The sequence below is a fragment of the Paenibacillus sp. J31R30 genome (genome assembly GCF_059692115.1).
The window spans coordinates 1,234,519-1,258,943 of the sequence record NZ_JCAUAV010000002.1; the positions used below are offsets into that span (position 1 = coordinate 1,234,519).

The window sequence follows — 24,425 nt, forward strand, 5'->3', positions numbered from 1 at the left end:
TTTTTGATGGATAAAGGTCAAAATTATGGCTAGTCTGCTTTCGATATTTGAGCGTATAGTTAAGGGTAAAACTAGAATTAGGAGGGAGTTTCTATGAAAAGTCGATTCTTATTAGAAGCTTTGCTCGAAGCTGAAAGCGATCACGGAAACTTGTTTCACGAAGCTTTGCAGGTGACTCAATCACCTGTTATGCATACGGAGAGTTCCTTGCTCACTGCTGTCTATAATGAAATTACGCCGCTGGTACAGGAATTTAAGAGTAAGCCAATCGCGGCATTACCTTTTAAAGAGTGGGATTTATATCGTTCAATAGGCTCACGAATCGAATTCGAAGCGCTTTATTTTGATCGTCGTCGACGGTTAGCAGCTCTGGTCGTTGCGGCGTTGAAAGATGGAAGTGAGGCCTATCTGCCTGCATTGGAGAATACGATTTGGGCTATTTGCGACGAATATACATGGTGTCTGCCGGCACATTTGATGAATCATGATGCTGCGGTAGAGGGAGAAGAGTTTAAGCATATTGATTTATTTGCTTCAGAAACGGCACATGCGCTAAGCGAGACCTGCCACATTTTCCGAGATCAGTTAAATGGTCAAGTGGTGAGAAGGGTGCAGCGCGAGGTGATGGAGCGGGTTCTTGAACCTTATATGGCTCTCAAAAGAGCCTATTGGTGGGAGACGTGCGAGATTAATTGGTCCGCTGTTTGTGCAGGGAATGTTGGTATGGCCGCTATTTACCTGCTGCCTGATTCTAAAGTGTTGCTGCCAATTATTGAGCGAGTTCTTGGGTCTATGGATTGTTTTCTGGAAGGATTTTCTGAAGAAGGCGCTTGTTTGGAAGGCTTGGGTTACTGGTATTATGGCTTTGGGTATTACGTATATTTCAGTGAGCTGCTTAAGCAGCGTACAGGTGGCAAGGTGGATATCCTCCAAACGGATGCGAAAGCACGCAAGGTTGCTCAATTCCCGCAGAGCTGCTTCTTGCAGGGGAATCACATTGCCAATTTCTCCGACTGCTCACGGAAAAATGGCATTCAAATCGGGATTTTCAGCCGTTTGTGTGAGAAATTTGAAGAGATTCGAATTCCTACACTAGAGCACCAGCCAGTCACCATCGATCATTGCGGCCGCTTCGCAGGTGCCGTGCGTAATGTGGTCTGGTTGAATGATTCCCTGCTTCGTGAACGTGAAAATATGCCGCTCCAAACAGATATCTTGCCCGAAGCGCAATGGATGGTGAGCCGTGCCAAGGTGGGAGATAAGCTTGTTAGCTTTGCAGCAAAAGGCGGTCATAACGATGAGCCCCATAATCACAATGACATTGGACATTTCATCTGGATCGTAGATGGGGTTAGATGGTTCGAAGATTTGGGAGCGGGCCTCTACACGAAGCAATATTTCGGTGAAGAGCGATATTCTATTCTCTGTAACAGCTCAGCGGGGCATAGCGTTCCAATCATTAACGGCAGCCACCAGCAAGAGGGCAGCGCACATCGTGCGGAGGTACTAGCAGCAGAATCTACGGATGCTGGTGACAAGTTCCTGCTTGATCTGACTCAAGCGTATGCCGTTCCTACACTGGAGAAGCTGGAGCGGAGTTTTGTGTTTGATAAACTGCAAGGCAGGCTGATCTTGTCGGATGCTTTCGAGTTTCGTGAATCTGGTGCAGCTGTGACGGAACGATTCGTTACGCAGCATAAGCCGATCATAGTGCGGCCTGGCGAGATCCGGCTTGTGACTGATGCAGAGGATGCACAGGTGTCTGGTGCGAGTGATCAACATCAGCAGTTGCTGCGATATGATGCGACACTGCTGACGGCGTCGATTCAAACGGTGGAGCACCAGAATCATGAGGGCGGTACAGAGACTGTATACTTGATCGATCTAGCCGCAGCGGAGGTAGGAGAACGAGTCGGGATTGTTGTTACTTTGGAGTTGGGGTGAAAGTGAGGGAGCCGGGGCTCTTTAGGCCCGTAAACCGAGCCTAAAGAGGTCGCCGTCGGCAGATAGGCTCGTAAACCGAGCCTAAAGAGGTCGCCGTCGGCAGATAGGCTCGTAAACCGAGCCTAGAGTGCCCGGCGTCTGCGGATAGGCCCGTAAACCGAGCCTATAAAGAGCCCGCCGTCGGCAGATAGGCTCGTAAACCGAGCCTATAAAGAGCCCGCCGTCGGCAGATAGGCTAGTAAACCGAGCCTAAAGAGCCCGCCGTCGGCGGATAGGCTCGTAAACCGAGCCTAAAGTGCCCGCCGTCGGCAGATAGGCTAGTAAACCGAGCCTAAAGAGCCCGCCGTCGGCGGATAGGCTCGTAAACCGAGCCTAAAGTGCCCGCCGTCGGCAGATAGGCTCGTAAACCGAGCCTAAAGTGCTCGGCATCGGCAGATAGGCTCGTAAACCGAGCCTAAAGTGCTCGGCATCGGCAGATAGGCTCGTAAACCGAGCCTAAAGAGCCCGCCGTCGGCAGATAGGCTCGTAAACCGAGCCTAAAGAGGTCGCCGTCGGCAGATAGGCTCGTAAACCGAGCCTAGAGTGCCCGCCGTCGGCAGATAGGCTTGTAAACCGAGCCTAGAGTGCCCGGCGTCGGCGGAAAGGCTCGTAAACCGAGCCTAAAGTGCCCGCCGTCGTCAATTACTTCCATTTTGCATTCACATTGGCGTGATTAAGAGAATAGCTACGGATACGGGAAGTTCCACTTCCAGCAGGTAAAAGAATAGCTTTTGCATGCATCTCTTTCAAAATGCGTTGCGCTTTGGCTTGTCCAAACTGGAATAGTTTTTGGACATCCATAGGTTTAATAGGCTTATCTGATGAGTAGGCCATACGAATGATTTCTTTTTCGATATACGTTAGGGAAATTTCTTGTGCGTAAAAATCGCTGAAGTACTTTCCTAAACACTGTTGCAGGATTTGCTCGCACATGCGAGGATGATTTTTAATGTCATCTAAGGAAAACCGGAAAACCAACCATCCGTCAAGGATTAGGTGATTTTGACGAATCAACTGATCTGAGAATTGCTTTCGACTAAGCTCGGTATAATGCGGGCCGTATCCATCGATTTCAATTGCAAGTTTGAGCGGATGTCGAATAAAAGCGAAGTCTAAGAAACGGATTCCATCACGAAAATCTTTAACCTCATACTCGGGATGCAAATAATCAAAGTTGCCAAAGGCTTTCCACCAAATATAGCGGAGAAAACTAATTTCCGCATACCCATGCCCCTCTTTTAGTCTCCTCAAACGCATTCCTTCTCGCTGTGACAAATGCTTGGCAAGGAAAGCTTCGTGCGCGTCTTGAAATGTTTTCATCATAGCTCTACACCCCTTATAAAAAAATGAAACCGCTCCTCAATGCCAGAGGTATCTGGCTTGAGAGAGCGGTGTGTGCTTCACAACCGTATTGTAATTTTGGGAAATTATAACATAAATATACTGAATCAATCAACAACCTCACTACTCATTCAACCACAGACCGTACTGCTGACGATACTGCAGCGGGGTAAGTCCTGTTTTGGTTTTGAACATTCGCGAGAAGTAGTTCGGATTGTCGACGCCAAGCTCGTAGGCAATTTGCGAGACGGGCTTCAAGCTGGAGGCGAGTAGTTTTTTGGCTTGCTCGATTTTGATGCTGTGCACGAAATGGAGCGGCGCCTGTCCCGTTTGTTTGATAAACATTTTACGCAAATGGGAATCACTCAGCTGAACGAGCTCAGCCAGTTCCCGTATTTCGGGCATCCGATGGGGATGCGCATGAAGAAAGTGGATGATGGTATGAATCCGCTTATCCAAGTGCGTATAACTGGAGCTCGGATCGTCCGTGCCCCCTTTGTGCAGCAACTCATACAAAATACGCAGCAAAGCAGACTGCTGGAGCAGATGCATATAGGGAGTTGCACCACGTTCATGCTTAAGCATGTCTTGAATAACCTGTTCAATAGCGCTCGAATTGTCCTCGAACAATATCGGAATATTCAAAAGCTGCACCCAGCTTCGATTGCTCACTAAGGAGATTTCGGCATCGAAGTTAATGCTGGTCAACGACAGCTCATCCGAGATGGCGTGAAAGCTGATCACACTTTGTGCGGGAAGGATAAGAATTTGTCCTTCTTTACAGCGTAAGCTAGCTTGGTTGATTTCTAGCTGAAAGCTTCCTTTATGCACGAACCACATCACGCAGTGTCGTAGGGTGCGCGCACTTGCCTGCCAGCGATAATCGAGCTGATATTGCGTAATGTGCAGAAAGCGAATCTCCAACGATTCAATCATCATCTGAAAAGAATTCACTGCGCCGGCCTCCTCACCCTACGACTCGTCTGTTTCTATTATTCTACCATGTCCGTGTTAGTTAAACGAGACAAGGAGGTATTATCTGTCCTGCCTCTCCTAACCTTACCTGACCTTACCTGACCTTACCTGTCCTGACCTGTCCTGTCCTGACCTGTCCTAACCTAGTCTGCCCTCGCCTACGCCTGAGGCACGACACCTTTAATATCTTCATTCCGTTTCAACGTATCTTCACCATGCACGAGGTAAGTGCGAATTCGCGTGGTGTCGCCGCCCCACTCATCGATCTTGAATTTGACCTCAGGCGTTGTATAGCGTACCGAGAAGGCTACGCGAGGGATGTTTGATTTATTATTTTCAGAGCCATGGAAAGTCGCTTCATTAAAAAAGGCAATTTGTCCCGGGGACATCTCTAAGTCTATGGCTAGGGATTCGTCGATTGACTCCGCAGGCAAGCCTTGCTCGAAAGCACTTTGATCGGTGCCCGTAGAAACATGCTCGACAATCGATTTGTGCGTACCGGGGATGACACGCAGGCAGCCATTCTCACGAATGGACCAGCCCAGACTCACCCATGCTGTCGCATTGATCGCAGGCTCCATCGGCCAATAATTAATGTCCTGATGCCAAGGGATGAATTTATCATTGTTAGGCTCTTTGTACCAGAAATGCATGGCCCACAACACCAAATCATCACCAAGAATCTGCTTCATCGCGTTTACGATGCTAGGATGAGTAGCAAGTGTATAAGCCCAATGATGACGTTGATGCCATGCGGAAAGGTTTACTTTGGTGGGACCAGGTTCAAATTTGTTCTGTTCAATCACCTCAAAGAATCGGTTATAGTACATATCGGATTCTTCCAGCGAAAGTCCTTGCATAGGTCCGCTATAGCCTTCGTTGACGTATTGCGCGAGCGAGAATGGATTTCCTTTAGTGATCATTTGTTTAACCTCCCATGATTGGCTAGCCTTTTTGTTTGCTTAATGTAATTGTAAGCCTCGCAGCCTCTCAAAATAAGGAAGTAAAACGATTATGAATAGCACAAAACGATCATTTTCAAATATGGGTGACGGGATGAGCAGTTCGAGGTAATCGGGCAGGTTTAGCTAATTTTTGTCGTTTGAGGTCAGTTAAAAGACATCATTGGAAGGAAAAGTATAGGACCATGTCGAACTTATAGTACATACGTCCCATACGGGCGTAAAGTTTAGGTTATTCGGATAAAGGAGTCCTACGGATGACAATTCCTGCAAATACAACATTGGATTTGAATTTACTGCAAATGATGCTGGATGATATTGAAGACTCTATTTACATAATGAAGGTGTCAGGTACGGAGATTACGTATTATTACGTGAACAGAGCAGCAACGCAATTTAGTGGGATCACGATGGAACAAGTGGGGACATCTTTCTTTGAATCCAATTCGAGTCAGATGGCGGACTATTTATATAAAAAATATGCCAGAGTAGTCGATGAACGTCGGACGATTCGGTTTGAGGATGGCGTTATTCTACCTAATGGAACGTTAAGCGGTGAAAGCATTTTAACGCCAATTTTAGATGAGAATGGGGACGTCAGTTTTATTTTTTCAGTGACTAGAGATATTACAGAGCGTAAACAGCATGAGAATATCTTGTATAACTATGCGTATCAAGATGATCTTTCTAATCTGTTTAATCGCAGATATTTATTAGAGCATGTGTCAGAGCCTTCAACTATCTATTTATTGGATTTAGACAATTTCAAAAATATTAACGATACCTTCGGTCATCAGGCTGGAGATTCGGTGCTTGTAGAAGTAGCATGCCGCCTCATTGAGGTGTTTGGTGATAATCGTTATTCGCTTGTTCGCCTTGGCGGTGACGAGTTTGTAGTTGTAGATTCCAAGCCTATGGGGCGTGTCGAAGAGACGGCGGAGCTGTTGAGTCAGCTTTTTCATGATTCTTTCCGCGTAGATGAACATGCGGTGAAGGTGAATGTGAGTATCGGCATTGCGGTGCGAAAGCACAATGAAACGATTCAAGATTTACTTAAGCAAGCGGATATCGCGCTGTACACAGCCAAAGGAGCTGGTCGAAAGCGGTATCATTTGTTCGAGGCATCTTCGCGGTACGATCATGTAGAAAATTTCATCCATGAACTAGCTCTTTCGCAAGCCATTGAGAAGGAAGAACTGCACTTGCATTATCAGCTTATTTATAATCCGGCATCCGGGATGGCTGTTGGTGCTGAGGCGCTCTTGAGGTGGCATAGCCAGAAAGGCGGACAGATGCAGCCGAGCGAATTCATTCCGATTGCGGAGGAAACGGGCCTCATAGTGCCCATCGGGTATTGGGTTATCCGTCAAGCTTGCAAGGACTGGCATCAGCTTAAGGAAGTTTACGGGCCTCTTTTCAAAATATCCGTCAACATCTCGCGCATTCAATTGAATGAAGATAGCTTTGTTGCACAGGTGTTGCAAGTTCTGCAGGAGGAGGGTGTAGACCCATCCGTAATGGAATTAGAAATTACCGAAAGCACGACGCTTCACTCGCTGCAGGAAGTACAGCTTATTTTGAGTAAGCTTCGCGGGGCAGGATTCACGATTGCATTGGATGATTTCGGAACGGGTTATTCCTCGTTAAGCATGTTAACGTTGCTGCCGATTGATAAGCTGAAGATTGATCGTCTTTTCATCAAGGATGGGAACGTCCCCCTGATTGCAGCTATTTTAGCTATGGCCAAAGCATTGAATTTACTGGTTGTCGCAGAGGGTATTGAAACAAGTGATCATTTCCACATGCTGGCAGACATGCATTGCTGGGGAATCCAAGGCTATTATATTAATAAGCCTGTTCCTTACTCAGATTTACCTTCTTTACATGAACGGACAGGGGTCTAATTGGATAAATCATTTTAATTTTCCTTGTGTCTTCATTCGCTGCAGAGCGTTTGGAGGCACTTTTTTTTGCTTCTTCTATTCAATATGTTAAAATTACTACGGTCAATTAAGCGTGGGAGGTTACACATGAAAGCATTAATTTTCGAACAATTCGGGGGGCCCGAAGTTCTTACATATAAAGAGATTCCAGACCCTATCGTAGAAGGGGATCAGCTTCTGGTACGGACGAAAGCGATTGGACTCAATTTCGCGGATGTCTATCGTCGCAAAGGCAATTATCATTTGGCAGGTAAGCCGCCGTACATTCTTGGGTATGAAGGGGCCGGGATCGTCGAGTGGGTGCCTGAGCACATCCAGCATATTCGAATCGGGGATCGGATCGCTTTTGCCGACGTGCCCTTTGCGAATGCGGAGCTGGTTGCCGTTCCTGTTGACCGCGCAATTCCGCTGCCTGCGGACATCTCCTACGAACAAGCGGCTGGCCTGCTTCTGCAGGGAATGACCGCGCATTATTTGGTGAATGACAGCTGCCCTGTTGAGGCTGGAGATGAAGTTCTAATCCATGCCGCGGCAGGCGGAGTAGGTCAGCTTTTGATCCAATTATGCAAAAGAAAAGGCGCAAGGGTGATCGGACTCACCTCATCCGAAGCCAAAAAGCAAGTCGCGCTAGACGCAGGTGCAGACGAAGTCATCCTTTATGCCACGGACTGGGTCCAAGAAGTGCTGCAGTGGTCTTATGAAAAAGGCGGTGCCCAGGTTGCCTATGATTCGGTAGGCTCCACCTTACTGGACAGCTTCGCAGCTGTTCGAACAAAGGGAACCGTCGTATTCTACGGCATGGCGGGTGGAGACCCAGCTCCTGTGGATCCAAGAATGTTGATGGATACCTCCAAAACCTTAACAGGCGGCGATCTCTGGAATCACGTGACCAGCTTGGACAATCGCATTCAGAGAGCTAATGCTTTGTTCGAAGCCATTCGCGAAGGAAGCCTGAGGCTGGATAGCATGACGACGTACTCCTTGCAGGACGGCGCTGAGGCCCACCGATTACTTGAGAGCAGACAAAGTACAGGCAAAATTCTGCTAATACCATGAGAAAGAAGCGGTGAATCTTAGATAAGATCTAGGATTGCCGCTTTTCTCATTTCAAGCATTTTGAACATATAGTCCATGGAGCTGCTCATCCTAGTTATTCTCGCTATGTCCAAAGCATGTTAACTTTAGAGAGTACTTATTCGAAGGAGGCTGAATGTGCAGTGAGCATGAACAAATTGAGAATCGGTGTTATCGGTGCAGGTTCTATTTCTGATTTGCACTTTGCGTCATATACGAAATCAGAGGATGCTGTCATTGTTGCTGTCTGTGACCTTAATTGTGAACGAGCAGCCGCGAAAGCGGAGAAATATGACATTGCACACATTTATACGGATTATAATGAACTTTTGGCCAACCCGGAGATTGACGCGGTCAGTATTTGTACATGGAACAATACACACGCTGAGATCAGTATTGCTGCTCTTCATGCTGGTAAGCATGTTTTGGTAGAGAAGCCGCTATGCAAAACCGTAGAAGAAGCGCAACGCATTCAAGACGCGGTTTTTGAAACAGGGAAGATTCTACAAGTTGGATTTGTTAGAAGATATGATACGAATGCTCAGCTTGTGAAGCATTTTATAGATAATGGTCAATTAGGTGAGGTTTATTATGCCAAAGCGTCTTGCCTGCGTCGTTTAGGGAATCCTGGTGGATGGTTCTCGGATGTTGAGCGTTCTGGCGGCGGCCCATTGATTGATATTGGTGTACATGTCATTGATTTGTGCTGGTACTTGATGGGCAAACCGAAGCCAGTTGCAGTGAGCGGGCATACGTATAACAAGCTTGGCAATCGGAAGAATGTAAAGAACTTATCTTTTTATAAAGCAGCGGATTATGATGCAGAACGCAATACCGTTGAGGATTTGGCGAATGTGTTGATACGTTTTGAAAATGGGGCATCCCTCATGGTGGACGTCAGCTTCACACTGCATGCGAAGAAGGATGAAATCGCTGTCAAGCTGTATGGTGACAAAGGCGGCGTTGAGCTTGAGCCTGAAATTGTGTTTGTAACCGAGATTCTGGATACGATTACGAATGTGACACCACAGATCAATAACAAGTCGATCGACGTAAGCAGTGCTTTTCAAAATGAAATCAATCATTTCGTTTCCTGCTGTCAAACAGGACAAACACCGATCAGTCCAGTGGAAGATGGTCTTGAAATAATGAAAATTCTATGCGGCATTTATGAGTCAGCAGCGAAGGGACAAGAAATCAGAATATAGCCCGAACGAATCGGAGCATTGGAGGAGCGCGCATGAAGCTAGGGGTTAGCACATATAGCTTGTACCAGGCGTTAAAGTCTGGCGAAATGTCGATTATGGATGTCATCGATTGGATTGCGGATCAGGGAGGTGAACATGTCGAGATCGTGCCATTGGGGTATGATTTACCGGGTAACTTTGCGCTTGCGGATGCGATTCGCGAGAAAGCTCAGGCCCGAGGTATTGCTATTTCCAATTACGCCATCGGTGCCAATTTCTTAACAGAGACTGAGGAACAGTATTTGCAGGAAATTGAGCGTGTGAAGGGCGAGGTCGATCTTGCTGCCAGATTGGGCGTTACGAAGATGCGGCACGATGTAGCACGTAGTGAGGATCTCTCGATTCGAAATTTCAATGCCAACTTGAATCGTTTAGCTGAGGCATGCCGTCAAATTGCTGACTATGCGAACCAATATGGGATTGTGACAAGCGTTGAGAACCACGGATTCTTCGTGCAGCATAGTGAACGTGTTCAAGCCCTGATTCATGCGGTTGATCGTGAGAATTTCCGGACAACATTGGATGTAGGGAATTTTGTGTGCGTTGACGAGGATTCTGTAGCAGCCGTGACGAATAATCTTCCATATGCCTCTATTGTCCATGTGAAGGACTTCTACATTCGCCCATCCAATCAGAATCCAGGAGAAGGCTGGTTCAAGTCATCTTATGGTACCTATTTGCGTGGAGCGATTGTCGGACAAGGGGATTTGAATATGCGTGAAATTCTGCGTGTGGTCAAAAGCTCAGGCTACGACGGTTACATTTCCTTGGAATTCGAAGGCATGGAAGAGTGTAAGAAGGGCACGTTGATCGGTTTGCAGAATATCCGTAGACTGTGGGATGAAATAAACTAGCGCTAGCTCGCGATAAGGAGTGTATGAAGACATGTTGATTAATCCAATTGGTATTATGGTAGATAGCTTGCGTCTTGGACTACGGGATGGCTTAAAGAAGTCCAAAGAACTTGGAGCAGACGGCGTTCAAATTTATGCCGTATCCGGTGAGATGGATCCGGCTAATCTAACGCCTGGGGCACGTAAGGAATTGCGTGACTACATCGCGTCATTGGATCTTCAAATCTCAGCCCTTTGCGGTGACTTAGGCGGACATGGTTTTCAAGATCAGACCGTGAATGCAGCTAAAATTGAGAAGTCAAAGCGCATTCTTGATCTTGCTGTGGAACTAGGTTCGAACGTTGTAACAACGCATATCGGTGTTGTACCCGAGGATCGGAACGATCCAATCTATCAAACAATGCTGCAAGCTTGTGAGGAGCTTGGGGTGTATGCGAGCAGCTTAGGCGCTTATTTCGCGGTGGAAACAGGGCCGGAGACGTCGGCACATTTGAAAAGCTTCTTAGATAACCTCTCTACCAAAGGTGTCTCTGTTAACTTTGACCCAGCGAATATGGTCATGGTAACGGGGGATGATCCTGTTCAAGGTGTATACACCCTGAAAGATTACATCGTTCACACCCATGTGAAGGACGGCATTCGACTTCGTCAAGCGGATCCGCGTGAAGTGTACGGTTCACTTGGCTATAAGCCAATGACGCACGAGAATATTGCTGAGGCTGCAACATCCGGGGATACGTACCGCGAGTTAGCATTAGGCGAAGGCCATGTGGATTTCGGTCGTTACTTCCAGGCGCTGCAGGAGATTGGATACAAAGGATATCTAACGATCGAGCGTGAAGTCGGGGATCAACCAGAGAAAGATATCGCAAGTGCGATTGCTTTTATTCGAAAGTTTAAATAGTTCGTGGAACCTCGCCATTGGCGAGGTTTTTTTGCTTCCCATGTCTATACCAACCGCTGCCTGCAGCATATGCTGTATGGTCTGAATGATAGCCGATGGAGAAAGGAATACAGCAACAAATAGTTACAAAATGGGCTTCTTAATCTTCCAATATGAGAGTAAAATAGAGGACAAGAGGAGGATTGATTTATGATGAGTACACTGAAGAGTTTCACGGATTCGGAACAGCAGATTTCGTTGGAGTTAAGAGATGATCATTTAACAGTGCTTCGTTTCTATGGTGAAACATCCATTTACCCTTTCAAAAATATTTCCCTTGCCTCTGAGCCGATTCCCGAGTATCCATTAAACCGCGTTGCTTTACAAGTTATTGATTTCAACACGGGTGTAACCGATTTCAAATTTTCGTCGAATTCACGAGACTTTGAGATTTTCGTCCAAAAGCTGCTTGAATTGCATAGCGAATTCATACCTAATCATAAAATTTCATAAGCTTATGTTTTAAAAACCGCCGCGGCGGTTTTTTTGTGCTTAGTTGATATATGGATGACGGAAAACATCCGGTGTCTGACCTACGGCTTTACGAAACGTAGAAATGAAATGCGAGGCATCAAGGAAGCCCGTTGTCTCTGCGACTTGCTTGACGGTCAGCTCTGGCTGAGCGATCAGCATTTCTTTGGACTTCTGCAGGCGAAGCTGGAGCAGGTATTGATAGGGAGAGAGTCCAAAAGCGCGACGAAATAAGGTGTTTACATGCTGCGGAGAGACACCTAGCTGCGTGGCCATCCAGCTGAGTCCAACGTGGGCAGCGGCGAAGTTCTGCTCTAGCTCGAGCAGCAGCGGCAGCAGCCGCTCGTGACTTTGCGAGAAGGAGGCGCTTTTGTTGATGATGCCGTGTTTTTTCAGCAGCGTCAGGAATTGGTAGATTTCCAATGAACCGTTGGTACCGGTGAAGTCGTGACTATCACGATATTTATGATAGTAATACTCATGAATAGTTGCGAGAGGGGTATCAGGCCCCCAACTAATCTGCGTTGAGAGTGGAATTTCCAAGGCATGTACGATCGACGCTGCTAACGCGCCATCAAATGTTAAATACCAAGTGGACCACGGAGTTTCCGGTACTTGATACGCATGAGGAACCCCACCAGCGAGGAGCATGCCTTGCCGTTCGCCAAGCCGAATAGGGCCGCTGTCCAGAATGATTTCGCCACTGCCGGAGATCGTTTGCAGCCAATGAAAGCAAGGATAGCCTTCTTCACGTATATAAAATTGCTGCTCACGCTCATATCCAATCGTTTCGAGGATAAGAGGGAGCTTGCGGTCGGTTTCGGTGATGACGAAAAACTTTCTATAATCAATTGCCAAGGAATGACCAACTCTTTCATTTTTTAATATGTCAGGCGTCGTTTCTTATATTTTAAAAGAAATAGTTGTCTTGTACAATAAGGGAAGCAGGTTGATTCAACATCCTATAACCCAAAGTGAGGAAAAACATTCATGGCGAACAAATTTGTATACACTGCACCTGAAAACGGTTACCCGGAATGGAATAATAATCCGCAAATATATCAATTGAATCGGTTAGAGGCTCATGCCACTTTAATGCCCTATCATACAGAAGCGGAAGCTCTGGCAGGGGTTCGGGAAGCTTCGCAATATTATCAAAACTTAAATGGCACATGGAAATTTCATTTTGCGGAGAATGCAGAGGGCCGTCCTCAGGATTTCTACAAAACTGATTTTGACACAAACACTTGGGCAGATATCGCCGTGCCATCGCACTGGCAGCTGCAAGGTTTCGACTTCCCGCAGTACACGAATATTATTTATCCGTGGGTAGGTCATGAGGATCTCAAGCCTCCATTTGCCCCGGTGAAGTATAACCCAGTTGGCTCTTATGTGCGCAGCTTCTCGATCCCAAAGGGTTGGGACGGACAGCCAGTCTACATCAGTTTTCAAGGTGTGGAATCTGCTTTTTATGTGTGGGTGAACGGAGATTTGGTTGGATTCAGCCAGGATTCGTTTACACCAGCGGATTTTGATATTACGCCTTATTTGATTGAAGGCGAGAATAAGCTCGCGGTGGAAGTGTATCGTTGGAGCGACGCAAGCTGGTTAGAAGATCAGGATTTCTGGCGCTTGAGCGGGATTTTCCGCGATGTGTACGTATACACGACACCAACGGCGCATATCGCTGATTTTAAAGTAAACACGAATTTAGATAGCGCTTGTGAGGATGCGGAGCTGAACATTCAGGCAACGATCACGAATTATGATCTGAAGAGTCAAGGTGTGCATCACGTGGAAGCGATGTTATACGATAGTGAGCAGCAAGCATTATGGGAAGAGCCGCTGCGTGTTGGCATTCAAACGAGTGGCACTGCTAAGCAAGCGGTGGAATTCTCTGCTCACATGGATCGTCCGGCCAAATGGAGTGCGGAAAGTCCGTACTTGTATACGCTCGTCCTTCGTTTATGGAATGAAGAAGGGACACTTATAGAAACAGAGAGCTGCAAAGTAGGCTTCCGGAAGTTTGAAATTGAAGACGGCTTGATGAAAATCAACGGCGAAGTCATTGTTTTCAAAGGTGTGAATCGCCATGAATTTGATCGTGATCGTGGACGCTCCGTTGAAGAGGAAAGTATGCTTGCTGATATTTTGCTTATGAAACAATATAACATCAATGCTGTTCGTACTTCGCATTACCCGAATAATCCGCGGTGGTATGAGCTTTGTGATCAATATGGTCTGTATGTCATAGACGAAACGAATCTAGAAACGCATGGTTCTTGGAGCTACCCGCAATTTGAATTAGGTGAAACGGTACCAGGAAGCCGACCTGAGTGGACGGGGGCTGTGCTGGACCGTGCGAACTCCATGCTGCAGAGAGACAAGAATCATCCGTCAATTGTCATCTGGTCGCTAGGTAATGAGTCCTTTGGTGGAGATAATTTCTTGAAAATGCATGATTTCCTGCGTGAAGCTGATCCTTCCCGGGTTGTTCACTATGAAGGTGTGTTCTGGTGGCGTGAGTCAGAAAGAGCATCGGATATGGAAAGCCAAATGTATTCCAAAATTGAGAAAGTCGAAGAATACGCTAAAAACCAGCCGAAAAAACCATTTATTCTTTGTGAATACAGCCATGCGATGGGGAATTCTTGCGGAAATCTATTTAAATACTGGGAACTGTTTGATAAATACCCGGTACTTCAAGGTGGATTTATTTGGGATTGGATCGATCAATCTATTCGCACAACGACGCCAGATGGTATCACGTATCAAGCCTATGGCGGTGATTTTGGGGATACGCCAAATGATGGCAACTTCTGCGGCAATGGCTTGATCTTCGCGGATCGCTCCGTTTCACCAAAGCTGCACGAAGTGAAGAAGTGCTACCAGAATGTGAAGTTCGAAGCGGTGGATGCGGCGAAAGGTCAAATCAAAGTGTCCAACCAATTTTTGTTCACGAATCTGAATGAATTTGATTGGAAATGGACGATTGCTCGTAATGGTGTCGCGGCGGCTAGTCGCGTGGTTAGTGATTCCTTTGGAGTTGCACCTGGTGAAACAAAGGTGATTGAGCTTGCATTGGATAGCGTAGAAAGTAATTTCCCGAACGACGAGTTTGTGTTGACGTTAAGCTTGGTCTTGAAGGCTGATACGCTATGGGGAGCTAAAGGGCATGAAATCGCTTGGGAGCAATTCATCCTTCCAGTGGTGAATCAAGCAGCGAGTTCACGCAATTGGACAGCGGAACAAGAATCAGCCGCAACTCTTTCCACGGAGGCAGCTGTGAAAGTATTGAACTTGGCAGATAGCATCACGCTTCAAGGGGAGCGTTTTGCACTGCGCGTTAACGCAATGACTGGCGATATTACCTCCTATTTGTACGAAGGAGTGGAACTATTCCAAGCAGGGCCAGTACCTAATTTCTGGCGTGCTTATACGGATAATGACCGCGGGAACCAGCACCACATTCGTTGTGCGCCGTGGCAGGAAGCTGGAAGTGGACGTAAACTCCTTTCCTTGAACGCGAAACCGCTGGATGCTGGACGCGCAGAGATTCGTGTACGGTTTGAGCTAGCGACACAGCCTGCTTCCGAAGTGCAGCTCGTGTACACCGTGTCCACTTGCGGCGAAGTCGAAGTTAGCATGCAATTAACGCCAGGCGACAAATTGCCAGAAATCCCTGAAGTCGGCGTCATGTTCGAATTGGATGCTGCCTGCGAGAACTTGACCTGGTATGGCCGCGGGCCGCACGAAAACCACTGGGATCGTAATGTTGGCGCCAAGCTCGCGCTGCATAGCGGGACCGTCGAAGAGCAATTCGTTCCGTACTTACGTCCGCAGGAATGTGGCAATAAGACCGATGTTCGTTGGGCTACCTTAACGAATACAGAAGGTCGTGGGCTTCGCATAACTGGCTTGCCAACTGTCGAGCTTAATGCGCTGCCTTACTCGCCATCCGAGCTGGAAGCGCACGATCACACGTATAAGCTGCCTGTCAGTGACAAAGTAGTCTTGCGTGTGAACTACAAGCAGATGGGTGTTGGCGGTGACGACAGCTGGGGTGCAAGAACACACCCTGAGTTCACACTATTCGCGAACCGTACCTATGCGTATGCGTTCACGTTCAAAGGTATTTAAGAAGTAAAGAGCAGTCTCTAGAGGGAAAACACTCTGGGGACTGCTCCTTTTTTTGTGTTAATGCCCAGTCGCACCTTCGAATTCCTTCGTAGGGTCGAGCTGCTCTTTGCTCATCGCGAAAGCGAAGACGAGCGCTAATGCCGCCGGGACCACTGTCCAAGCGAAAGTGAGTACAATAGATGAGGATAAAGCACTCGTGATTTTGTCCAGCACAGGGGAGGGGATTTCCAACCTTTTGGCAGGATCCAGCAAGGTATGCGAGTCGCCGGCTGGCATGTCGACTGGCGATTGCCCGCCACTGGTGAAGGCTTCGGTCATTTTTCTCGTGAACGCATGGCTTTGGATAATGCCGAAGACCGTAATGCCGAGCGTCATGCCTAAGGAACGAAGGAAGTTCAAGGTCGATGTAGCTGAGCCTCGCTGCCGTGCATCGAATAAGTAGATGGCAGCGTTACTAAGGACGGAGAAAGAAGCGCCGATCCCAAGTCCGATCACAATCATATAGAGCGTGACAAGCCACCGCGGTGAATCCCCTGAAAGTGTCGTTAACAGCAGCGTGCCAACCAGAAGCAGTGCGATTGTCGGAATCATAATGGCACGGAAGCTGAATTTGGTCATCAGGAACCCGCCGCCCGTTGCAGTTACAACAGAACCTAGCATCATCGGCAGCAGCACTAAGCCGGAGTTCGTTGCGGTACCGCCTAATACACCTTGGATAAAAATAGGGATATACACGGATGCTGTAATGAAAGCAGCCCCGCTAAAGATAGCAACAGCATTACTTGTTGCGTATAGACGGTTCTTAAACATCGCGAACGAAATAATCGGCTCGGCCGCCTTGCGTTCAATAAATAAGAACGAGATCGTCAATACTGAGAAGAGTGCAAATAGACCTAGGATGAACGCGGAATCCCAAGCATATTGTTTGCCGCCTAATTCAAGTGCAAACATGAGGGACACGATGGCACAGACAAGTGTAATGGCTCCCAACCAATCAATGCGCTGCTTGGAGTGCTCAACGGACTCTTTATAGAAGAAGGCAATGAAGATGAAAGCGAGCAAGCCGAGGGGAAGGTTGATGTAAAATACCCATTTCCAACTAATATAATCGGTAATATAAGCGCCGAGAAGCGGGCCGAAAATACTCGACATGCCGAATACCGCACCGAACAACCCACCCAGCTTGCCTCGGGATTCCAACGGGACAGCGTCGAACATGATCGTGAAGGCAATAGGAACGAGTGCACCGCCGCCGATGCCTTGAATCGCTCGATAAATACTTAACTCGATAATGGACTCTGCTGTACCGCAAAGAATGGATCCCAGCATGAATAACAGGAGGCCAAACACGAAGAACTTTTTGCGGCCATACATATCGGATAATTTACCGAAGATCGGCATCCCAGCCATTTCAGCGACCATATAAGCGGAGGTTACCCATACGAATTTATCCAATCCGCCTAGTTCCCCAACAATGGTGCCCATTGCCGTTGCCACAATGGTGTTATCCATGGCTGCCATTAGGATGCCTAATAGAAGCCCAGCAAGGACGATGCCCAGTCCCTTATTCTTGTTTGGTGTCGACATAACGTTGCTTTTCCTCACTTTCTCGATACCTGGATTGATTTCATTTTTATATTAAATATGTACGCTGCGATTTCAGCTTGATATCAGCCTAGGGATGTATTTTCTTCCTTATGATGAAAGGTTGTGTCTGCCAAGTTTAAGTTATCCATGGAAATTGCAGTATATCAACGTTTGACCAGAATGAGCGAGGGTGATAAGTTTAAAAGGAGTTAATTGACAACTAGGGATCGGGAGAAAGGTGGACATTCATATGACAGAACATACAGCCAAACCAATTATAGGACTCATCGGAACTGGCGTTATGGGTAAAAGCATGGCAGGCCACTTTATAACAGCAGGCTATGAGGTTCATGTTTATACACGTACGAAGGCCAAAGCACAGGAGCTATTGGATAAGGGTGCAAAGTGGCAGGACACGCCTGGGGCTTTAGCGCAGCAATGTCAGGTTATTATGACCATGGTTGGTTTTCCGAGTGATGTTGAGGCTATTTATTTTGGCGAAAATGGGATTGTGGCCATGGCTCAGCCAGGCAGCTACCTGATCGATTTAACCACATCGAGTCCATCTTTGGCGAAGCGGATTTATGAAGAAGGGTTGACTCGTCAGCTATATGTATTGGATGCACCGGTTTCAGGTGGAGATATCGGGGCGAGAGAAGCTCGACTGTCCATTATGGTCGGTGGCTCGCGTGAAGTGTTCGAGCAAATGCTGCCTATTTTCCAAAAAATCGGCACGAACATCGTCCATCAAGGCGCAGCTGGCGCGGGTCAGCACACGAAGATGTGCAATCAAATTGCGATTGCAAGCAATATGATGGGTGTAGTTGAAGCGCTTGTGTATGCGAAGAAAGCTGGGCTCAACCCTACAACCGTGCTGCAAAGCATTGAAACTGGTGCCGCGGGAAGCTGGTCGTTAAGTAATTTGGGACCAAGAATGATCGCTGACAATTTCGCGCCAGGCTTCTATGTGAAGCATTTCATTAAAGATATGAAGATTGCCTTGCAGTCGGCAGAAGAGATGAAGGTAGAGCTTCCTGGATTGGCCCTTGCCAAATCACTTTATGAGCAATTAGCTGCCATGGGCGAAGAGGAAAGTGGCACCCAAGCGTTGTATAAATTAATTAATAAGTAAATTTGTGTTGTAAAAGCAAATAGGAGCGGGAGGAAGCACATGAGAATCGTCATTGCACCGGATTCCTTTAAAGGCAGCCTAAGCTCAGAAGAGGCAGCCATGGCGATTAGAGACGGGATTCTGCGTGCTGTGCCAGATGCAGTAACCGTCCTCCTTCCAATGGCAGATGGGGGAGAAGGAACGGTCGATAGCCTTCTGCAGGCCACACAAGGCGTTAAAATCTCCGTTCCTGTGCAAGGCCCGCTGCAGGATGAAGTCATTGGATCTTATGGTGTTCTGGGAGACGGCGCCACCTGTGTAATTGAAATGGCGACGGCTTCCGGTTTAATCCTTGTTCCAGCGGATCAGCGGAACCCCATGGTGACGACTACATATGGCACTGGGCAGCTAATAAAGCATGCGCTTGATCATGGATATCGTTCCTTCCTGCTTGCGCTTGGTGGAAGTGCGTCGAACGATGGGGGATGCGGCATGCTTCAAGCCTTGGGCCTGCAGCTGTTGGATGCGGAAGGACGGGAAGTTGGCGTCGGAGGACAAGCCCTTTCCCAGATAGCCCGTATCGATGCTTCAAAGTGGGATGAGCGGATTGGTGAATCGCAATTTATCATTGCTTCAGATGTCACGAATCCATTCATTGGTCCGCAAGGGGCATCGCATGTCTTCGGGCCGCAGAAAGGTGCGACACCAGAGATGGTTGAAGTGCTAGATAGCGCGCTTGCGCATTGGGCAGATATCATGGAGGCGCATACCGGTACAGCGGTACATCACATGCCCGGGGCTGGTGCGGCCGGTGGGCTGGGCGGTGCGTTTCAAGCGTTCTTCCCATCTAGCACAAAACGCGGTATCGATGTTGTGATCGAGTTGACGAGGCTTGATGAGCATCTACGGAATACGAATCTCGTATTCACAGGTGAGGGGCAGACGGATGCGCAGACGGCTTCGGGCAAAGCGCCAATGGGGATTGCGCAGGCAGCGCAGCAACTAGGCATTCCCGTCATCGTTCTGTCAGGCTCAGTGGGACAGGGCATTGAGAAGCTTTATGATTACGGGGTGACGAGTATTCACAGTATTGTGAACGGTCCGATGTCACTGCAGGAGGCAATGAAGCGAACACCTGAGCTTCTCACGCAGAAAGCAGAGCAGGTTATACGTACTTTTTTGGCAGGAAGAAAGATGGAGCAATAGTGGTAGTTTATGCTTATGAAAGTGGTATACAACCAAGTCAATAGTCATAAATAAGGTTATCATGATGTATAAAGGAGTAGGCTCATGACATTGGTAAACCAATTCTATGTAGCGACAACTGGGAATGATGATCACGATGGGCGTATAGATGCACCTTTCCTCACGATAACGAAAGCACAGATGACAGTTCGGAACATCATCCAGAACGGGATGACTCACGATGTCATCGTGTTTGTGTACGGAGGCATCTATTATTTAGGAGATACATGGAAATTAGATGAACGAGATTCAGGCAGAGATGGCTTCCGTATTACGTATCGCAATATGCCCGGAGAACTGGTAAACATAATCGGCGGCTGGGTTGTTACGAACTGGGAGCCGAATCGCTCAGACATATGGCGCGCATGGGTAGGAACTGGAAGTAACTTCCACACGATGTACGCGGATGGGGAGCGCATTGCCAAAGCGCGGCTTCCGGCAAGCGGATATTATCAGGTGGCTGGTACACCAGAAGCCGCCTACCGTGATGGCATCTACTACCACGAAGGAGATATTCCGGCTGGAAGCGACCTTTCTGAGGCGCAGGTATTTGTTTGGCCTGGGAAAGGGGAGTGGAACTGGTTCTCAGAGCTGCGAGCCGTGAAATCTCATGATGCTGCGGCAAGATTTGTGCAATTCCAGCATCCCTCGATCTGGGAAATAGGCGAGGGCTCGCGCTATTATATCCAGGGCTCACTGGATTTTCTCCAAGCACCAGGCCAATTTCACTTGGATGAAAAGGAAGGTTGGCTCTACTATAAACCGCATAATGGGTCGCCGTTACAACAAGAGATTATCGTACCAACGGTCACAAGGCTAATTGAAATGAGAGGCAACGATCAGGATGAGCCTATTCAGCATCTTCATATACATGGATTGCACTTCTCATGTACAGACTTTTGGTCGGAGTATCAGATGATTCAGGAAGATGAAGGCTTAAGTAATGTGGAGCGGGATGAGCATCGCGAAGGATTAGTCTACATGCAGTACGCGGCAGATATTGAAATCTCACATTGCCAAATCACAAATGCAGGCAGCTGCGGCATCTTCTTGGATCAGCATACGCGGAACATCCAAATTAACGGTAATCACATTGAGCATATGGGATATATGGGGATATGTGCTTCCGGCTATTCACCGCTCCAAGGCTCATTTACCTCAGCGGCAGCCTCCTACACGAATAAAGAGCATAAGATTACGAACAACACCATTCGGTATGGTGGTGAGCTTATCGGACATGGCTGCGGGATTCTGCTCTATCAAAGCGGGCATAACGAGATCGCTCATAATCTGATTTCACATATGCCGCGGTATGGCATCTCGCTGAAAGGCTTACGTCACAAGGTCATGCCCGAAGCCATATATGGAATAAAGGTGACTTGGGAGAATCATTGGGACTTCCTGCATACGCGTCATAATTACATGGCTTATAATGATATTTCGAACGTGATGATCGACAGTCAAGACGGCGGAATGATTGAATCGTGGGGAGTGGGTACACGGAATACGATTCATGGTAACCGCTTACACAATAGTGGCATACATTTTTCTTTTGGCTTCGGTATTTATTTGGATGATGCTTCGGACTACTTCACGGTTACCCAGAATGTGCTGACTCAGCTGTATAGTACTGGAGAAGGAAAGCTTTGGATGCTCATTTTCTCCAAAGGCATTGGCAATCTCATTCAAGGGAATCTACTCGTTGCAAATCCACATGCAATCGCTGCTATTGGGACTCAAGAAATGGCTGGCGAGGATAATAAGGATGTCAGGGTGCTGGGGAACGTCATTTACAATTCCGGCTACCTCTACTATTTCGTCAATTGGCGTGATGATAAATTTGCCGAGGCCGATCGTAATCTCTATTGGCAGGATCAGGCTGAGGGTGTCTGTCAGGTTGCTGGTAAACTCCCTCTCCCATCGTCTGGTGCTGATTTGCTAGGTCGGCATGTGTATGACTGGCAGTTGTGGCGCTCCTTACTGGGAGGAAAGTTTGATGCACATTCGCGCATCGCGGACCCGCAATGCATACTTTTGCCCAAAGGGCAGATTCAGCTGCAACCGAATTCACCTGCGTATGAACTAGGTTGGGTGGACATCGATGCGAACCAAATAGGGCCACAGTAAGCACGTAATATGGAGAGGGGGCTTGGTGCTTTTGAAAGGATTCGGCTTCTATAAATCCAAGAAATATTTGCAGCGCGTACTGAGCTCGATCATGTTATCGATGGTTATTGTCCTATTAGCTTCTTCTTTTGCCAATACGTATCTGTTGGAGAAATCGGTGAAAAGGATTCAAGAGGATTCGAATCTCAAGATTCTTACCCAAATGCAATACAACTTCTCCTATATGAATGAAATCATTACGCACTTATCGTATTTTGTTTTTAAGGATAATTTACTCATTCCGTTAATGTATGATGAAACCTTACCCAAGATGGACTTAATCCGCAGCTACCAACGAATGTCCAGTATTCTGGAAAGCTCATCGTTTCTACATTCCATGGTCGTCTATAATCATTCTCAAAATGAGATTTACGGAACCACCAGTAATTTCTTATTAGACGGCGGCGTTACGAAAAAGAAAATTGCAGATTGGCTGCTCGATCCCTCTGGGCAGCGCGAAACCTCGCGGCTCATTCCAGTGAGCCTTGATCACGAGGATGGCCAAATCGATGCGTTCGCTTTCGTCGTTACCGACTCCTTGAAGCCCTTCACACGCAGCGAATCGGCTATTGTTCTGTATATTAAGTCCGATTGGGTATTCGACAGCTTGAAGAAAATGAATGATACCGGCAGCCGATCCCAAGGTGATATCCTGATGGCTGATCAGGAGGGGCGATTATACTCCTCTCGGACGATTGATGAATTTGCAAGTCAATCGACGCAAGCCACCATCCACAACTACATTGTGAATCATAAGCAAACAACGAACGAACCATCTGGATTCGTCATTGGGGATGTTGAGGGTAAAAAAAGCATGATTACCTACATGGCAGATCCGATCCCGAATTGGACGATTCTCTATGTTCAGTCGTATGACCAATTGATGGCTGAAGTTACACAGACACGTGTGAAATCACTTCTTGTTTCTGGTGTATTACTTTTGATCGCCATTGGCATATCGGTCTGGCTGTCCTATAAATTGTATCACCCGATTGAAGATATGCTTGGGCGGATTCGGTTTCAGCATCCCCGCGATGAACACGCTAGGCGAACCGAAGGTGATGAACTTCATGCCATGAGTGAGAATTATTTGAAATTGTCCGATGCCCTGCAGGAAATCAGCTCCGAACACATCGTCAATAAATATTACATACGTAAATTTATGACAGATGGCCAGATGTTCTCGCATCACGACATGATTAGTCTAATTGAAAAGCATCGACTGGGCATCGCTTACCCCTCCGAAATTGTAATCTGTGTCCTGCGTTTGGACCATTTCAAGTCGTACGAAAGTAACATAGCCCTTTCTTTGAAGAAAATGCATAGCTTTGCGATCACGAATATTGCGCAGGAAATGATGTCTAAGATGTATCCTTGTGAAGCTGTGGAGGTCTGGGGGGATCATGTCATACTCATTGTATCCCTCATCGACAAGGAGGCAAATCCGAAGAAGGAAGCCGTTCTTCCTATCCTACAAGATATTCAGGATACCATCGAAACCTATTACGGTTTAAGTCTTTCTTGTGGGCTCAGTGATCCGATTTCGCAGCTGACGCAGCTGTCAACGGGTTATGCGCAAGCGTTGCAGATCAGCTTGTATACAGTTATTTTTGGCTACAAGTCTATCATTACGAGCGAGATGGTGAAAGAAAATAACGCGAATAAGCGAGTTTCCATTCCAGAAACGATTGAGAGGAAATTATCGGAAAGCTTGAAGAAGGGCTTAATGACAGAAGCGGGGATCGAGCTGGAGAAAGCATTCTCCCTTTTTGCCACATTTCATTATCATGATATCCATCGCGCCGTAACGAATTTAGCTTGGGTGATAAAGTATACCGTTGTTGAGATTATGGAAAATAGGGTAACGAAGATGAGCTTCAACGTCGATTATATCCATCACATTCCGCAGGAAAAAGAAACATTAGAGGAAATGTACCTATCCCTGCTGGCCTTATGTGCACAAATTTGTGAAGGTCAAAAGCCGTCCAATGTGGAACGGAATGACATGATCCTGGAAACGGTCAAAGAACTCATTCATCAGAAGTATGCGGATATCAACCTGAGTCAGCAAACGATCGCTGCGACAGTCAAGCTGTCATCCGCGTATTTGGGAAAATTGTTCAAGGATAGCTACCAAATTACGCTCACGGAGTATATCAATGAAGTTCGTTTGCAGCACGCCCAGCGTCTTCTCGAGAATGGAGATCATGCGGTCTTAGATATTATGGAAAAGTGTGGATATGCGAATCCGAGTTACTTTTTCCGGTTGTTCAAAGCCAAATTCGGCAGTACACCGAAGGAATATCGCATGAAGAAATCTATTTCATAACTGAGGAAATGTGTCATTCTAGCCGCCACTTCTTCCACCAATTGGTGCATGGAG

The 24,425-nt window shown here is 47.2% G+C and carries 17 protein-coding genes; 12 read left to right on the forward strand and 5 right to left on the reverse strand.

Annotated features, from left to right (window positions below; translation table 11 throughout):
• The first annotated feature begins 93 nt into the window (after positions 1-93).
• On the forward strand, positions 94-1,944 hold the full coding sequence (locus AC58QO_RS11130; protein WP_497265355.1) for a heparinase II/III domain-containing protein: 1,851 nt from the start codon (positions 94-96) through the stop codon (positions 1,942-1,944).
• 681 nt (positions 1,945-2,625) lie between these two features.
• On the opposite strand, the gene AC58QO_RS11135 is transcribed toward AC58QO_RS11130, so the two are convergent.
• The 3 genes from AC58QO_RS11135 to AC58QO_RS11145 all read right to left on the reverse strand — a co-directional run bounded on the left by AC58QO_RS11135 (position 2,626) and on the right by AC58QO_RS11145 (position 5,222).
• The gene (locus AC58QO_RS11135) at positions 2,626-3,306 is read right to left on the reverse strand and encodes a putative endonuclease domain-containing protein (RefSeq protein ID WP_497265356.1); all 681 of its coding nucleotides are present in this window, start codon (positions 3,304-3,306) and stop codon (positions 2,626-2,628) included.
• A 141-nt stretch (positions 3,307-3,447) separates the two neighbouring features.
• The gene (locus AC58QO_RS11140; protein WP_497265357.1) at positions 3,448-4,278 is read right to left on the reverse strand and encodes a helix-turn-helix domain-containing protein; all 831 of its coding nucleotides are present in this window, start codon (positions 4,276-4,278) and stop codon (positions 3,448-3,450) included.
• Positions 4,279-4,457: 179 nt separating this feature from the next.
• Positions 4,458-5,222, reverse strand: coding sequence for a phytanoyl-CoA dioxygenase family protein (locus AC58QO_RS11145; protein ID WP_497265358.1), 765 nt, complete (start codon positions 5,220-5,222; stop codon positions 4,458-4,460).
• A 296-nt stretch (positions 5,223-5,518) separates the two neighbouring features.
• On the opposite strand from AC58QO_RS11145, the gene AC58QO_RS11150 reads away from it, so the two are divergent.
• The 6 genes from AC58QO_RS11150 (at position 5,519) to AC58QO_RS11175 (ending at position 11,775) form a co-directional block, all read left to right on the forward strand.
• Positions 5,519-7,165, forward strand: a complete 1,647-nt coding sequence (locus tag AC58QO_RS11150) for a putative bifunctional diguanylate cyclase/phosphodiesterase (protein WP_497265359.1) — start codon at positions 5,519-5,521, stop codon at positions 7,163-7,165.
• A 126-nt stretch (positions 7,166-7,291) separates the two neighbouring features.
• Positions 7,292-8,260 carry a quinone oxidoreductase family protein gene (locus tag AC58QO_RS11155; RefSeq protein WP_497265360.1) on the forward strand — a complete coding sequence of 323 codons (969 nt, stop codon included), beginning with the start codon at positions 7,292-7,294 and terminating at the stop codon, positions 8,258-8,260.
• Positions 8,261-8,427: 167 nt separating this feature from the next.
• On the forward strand, positions 8,428-9,486 hold the full coding sequence (locus tag AC58QO_RS11160) for a Gfo/Idh/MocA family protein (RefSeq protein WP_497265500.1): 1,059 nt from the start codon (positions 8,428-8,430) through the stop codon (positions 9,484-9,486).
• A gap of 32 nt (positions 9,487-9,518) precedes the next feature.
• Positions 9,519-10,379, forward strand: coding sequence for a sugar phosphate isomerase/epimerase family protein (locus tag AC58QO_RS11165; RefSeq protein ID WP_497265361.1), 861 nt, complete (start codon positions 9,519-9,521; stop codon positions 10,377-10,379).
• Between the two features lie 31 nt (positions 10,380-10,410).
• Entirely contained in the window at positions 10,411-11,283 is an 873-nt protein-coding gene (locus AC58QO_RS11170) for a sugar phosphate isomerase/epimerase family protein (protein WP_497265362.1), read from the forward strand.
• A 189-nt stretch (positions 11,284-11,472) separates the two neighbouring features.
• Positions 11,473-11,775: a hypothetical protein gene (locus AC58QO_RS11175; protein WP_497265363.1), complete on the forward strand. Its 303-nt coding sequence runs from the start codon at positions 11,473-11,475 to the stop codon at positions 11,773-11,775.
• Positions 11,776-11,814: 39 nt separating this feature from the next.
• On the opposite strand, the gene AC58QO_RS11180 is transcribed toward AC58QO_RS11175, so the two are convergent.
• Positions 11,815-12,651: a helix-turn-helix domain-containing protein gene (locus AC58QO_RS11180; protein ID WP_497265364.1), complete on the reverse strand. Its 837-nt coding sequence runs from the start codon at positions 12,649-12,651 to the stop codon at positions 11,815-11,817.
• A gap of 132 nt (positions 12,652-12,783) precedes the next feature.
• Between AC58QO_RS11180 and lacZ the strand changes: the two genes are divergently transcribed.
• On the forward strand, positions 12,784-15,933 hold the full coding sequence (gene lacZ / locus AC58QO_RS11185; protein WP_497265365.1) for a beta-galactosidase, LacZ type: 3,150 nt from the start codon (positions 12,784-12,786) through the stop codon (positions 15,931-15,933).
• Between the two features lie 57 nt (positions 15,934-15,990).
• Here lacZ and AC58QO_RS11190 read toward each other — a convergent pair whose 3' ends face one another.
• Entirely contained in the window at positions 15,991-17,520 is a 1,530-nt protein-coding gene (locus tag AC58QO_RS11190) for an MDR family MFS transporter (RefSeq protein WP_497265366.1), read from the reverse strand.
• Positions 17,521-17,770: 250 nt separating this feature from the next.
• Here AC58QO_RS11190 and AC58QO_RS11195 point away from each other — a divergent pair, with 250 nt between their 5' ends.
• The 4 genes from AC58QO_RS11195 (at position 17,771) to AC58QO_RS11210 (ending at position 24,371) form a co-directional block, all read left to right on the forward strand.
• Positions 17,771-18,652 carry an NAD(P)-dependent oxidoreductase gene (locus AC58QO_RS11195; protein ID WP_497265367.1) on the forward strand — a complete coding sequence of 294 codons (882 nt, stop codon included), beginning with the start codon at positions 17,771-17,773 and terminating at the stop codon, positions 18,650-18,652.
• Between the two features lie 39 nt (positions 18,653-18,691).
• Complete coding sequence (locus tag AC58QO_RS11200) at positions 18,692-19,837, forward strand: glycerate kinase (RefSeq protein WP_497265368.1); 1,146 nt, start codon at positions 18,692-18,694, stop codon at positions 19,835-19,837.
• 84 nt (positions 19,838-19,921) lie between these two features.
• On the forward strand, positions 19,922-22,003 hold the full coding sequence (locus AC58QO_RS11205) for a right-handed parallel beta-helix repeat-containing protein (RefSeq protein ID WP_497265369.1): 2,082 nt from the start codon (positions 19,922-19,924) through the stop codon (positions 22,001-22,003).
• Between the two features lie 31 nt (positions 22,004-22,034).
• The gene (locus tag AC58QO_RS11210) at positions 22,035-24,371 is read left to right on the forward strand and encodes a helix-turn-helix transcriptional regulator (RefSeq protein ID WP_497265370.1); all 2,337 of its coding nucleotides are present in this window, start codon (positions 22,035-22,037) and stop codon (positions 24,369-24,371) included.
• The last annotated feature ends 54 nt before the right edge of the window (positions 24,372-24,425 follow it).

Coding starts and splice junctions, on each gene's coding strand:
- AC58QO_RS11130 (WP_497265355.1), top strand. CDS start 94: ATGAAAAGTCGATTCTTATTAGAAGCTTTGCTCGAAGCTGAAAGCGAT.
- AC58QO_RS11135 (WP_497265356.1), bottom strand. CDS start 3,306: ATGATGAAAACATTTCAAGACGCGCACGAAGCTTTCCTTGCCAAGCAT.
- AC58QO_RS11145 (WP_497265358.1), bottom strand. CDS start 5,222: ATGATCACTAAAGGAAATCCATTCTCGCTCGCGCAATACGTCAACGAA.
- AC58QO_RS11150 (WP_497265359.1), top strand. CDS start 5,519: ATGACAATTCCTGCAAATACAACATTGGATTTGAATTTACTGCAAATG.
- AC58QO_RS11155 (WP_497265360.1), top strand. CDS start 7,292: ATGAAAGCATTAATTTTCGAACAATTCGGGGGGCCCGAAGTTCTTACA.
- AC58QO_RS11160 (WP_497265500.1), top strand. CDS start 8,428: ATGAACAAATTGAGAATCGGTGTTATCGGTGCAGGTTCTATTTCTGAT.
- AC58QO_RS11165 (WP_497265361.1), top strand. CDS start 9,519: ATGAAGCTAGGGGTTAGCACATATAGCTTGTACCAGGCGTTAAAGTCT.
- AC58QO_RS11170 (WP_497265362.1), top strand. CDS start 10,411: ATGTTGATTAATCCAATTGGTATTATGGTAGATAGCTTGCGTCTTGGA.
- AC58QO_RS11175 (WP_497265363.1), top strand. CDS start 11,473: ATGATGAGTACACTGAAGAGTTTCACGGATTCGGAACAGCAGATTTCG.
- lacZ (WP_497265365.1), top strand. CDS start 12,784: ATGGCGAACAAATTTGTATACACTGCACCTGAAAACGGTTACCCGGAA.
- AC58QO_RS11190 (WP_497265366.1), bottom strand. CDS start 17,520: ATGTCGACACCAAACAAGAATAAGGGACTGGGCATCGTCCTTGCTGGG.
- AC58QO_RS11195 (WP_497265367.1), top strand. CDS start 17,771: ATGACAGAACATACAGCCAAACCAATTATAGGACTCATCGGAACTGGC.
- AC58QO_RS11200 (WP_497265368.1), top strand. CDS start 18,692: ATGAGAATCGTCATTGCACCGGATTCCTTTAAAGGCAGCCTAAGCTCA.
- AC58QO_RS11205 (WP_497265369.1), top strand. CDS start 19,922: ATGACATTGGTAAACCAATTCTATGTAGCGACAACTGGGAATGATGAT.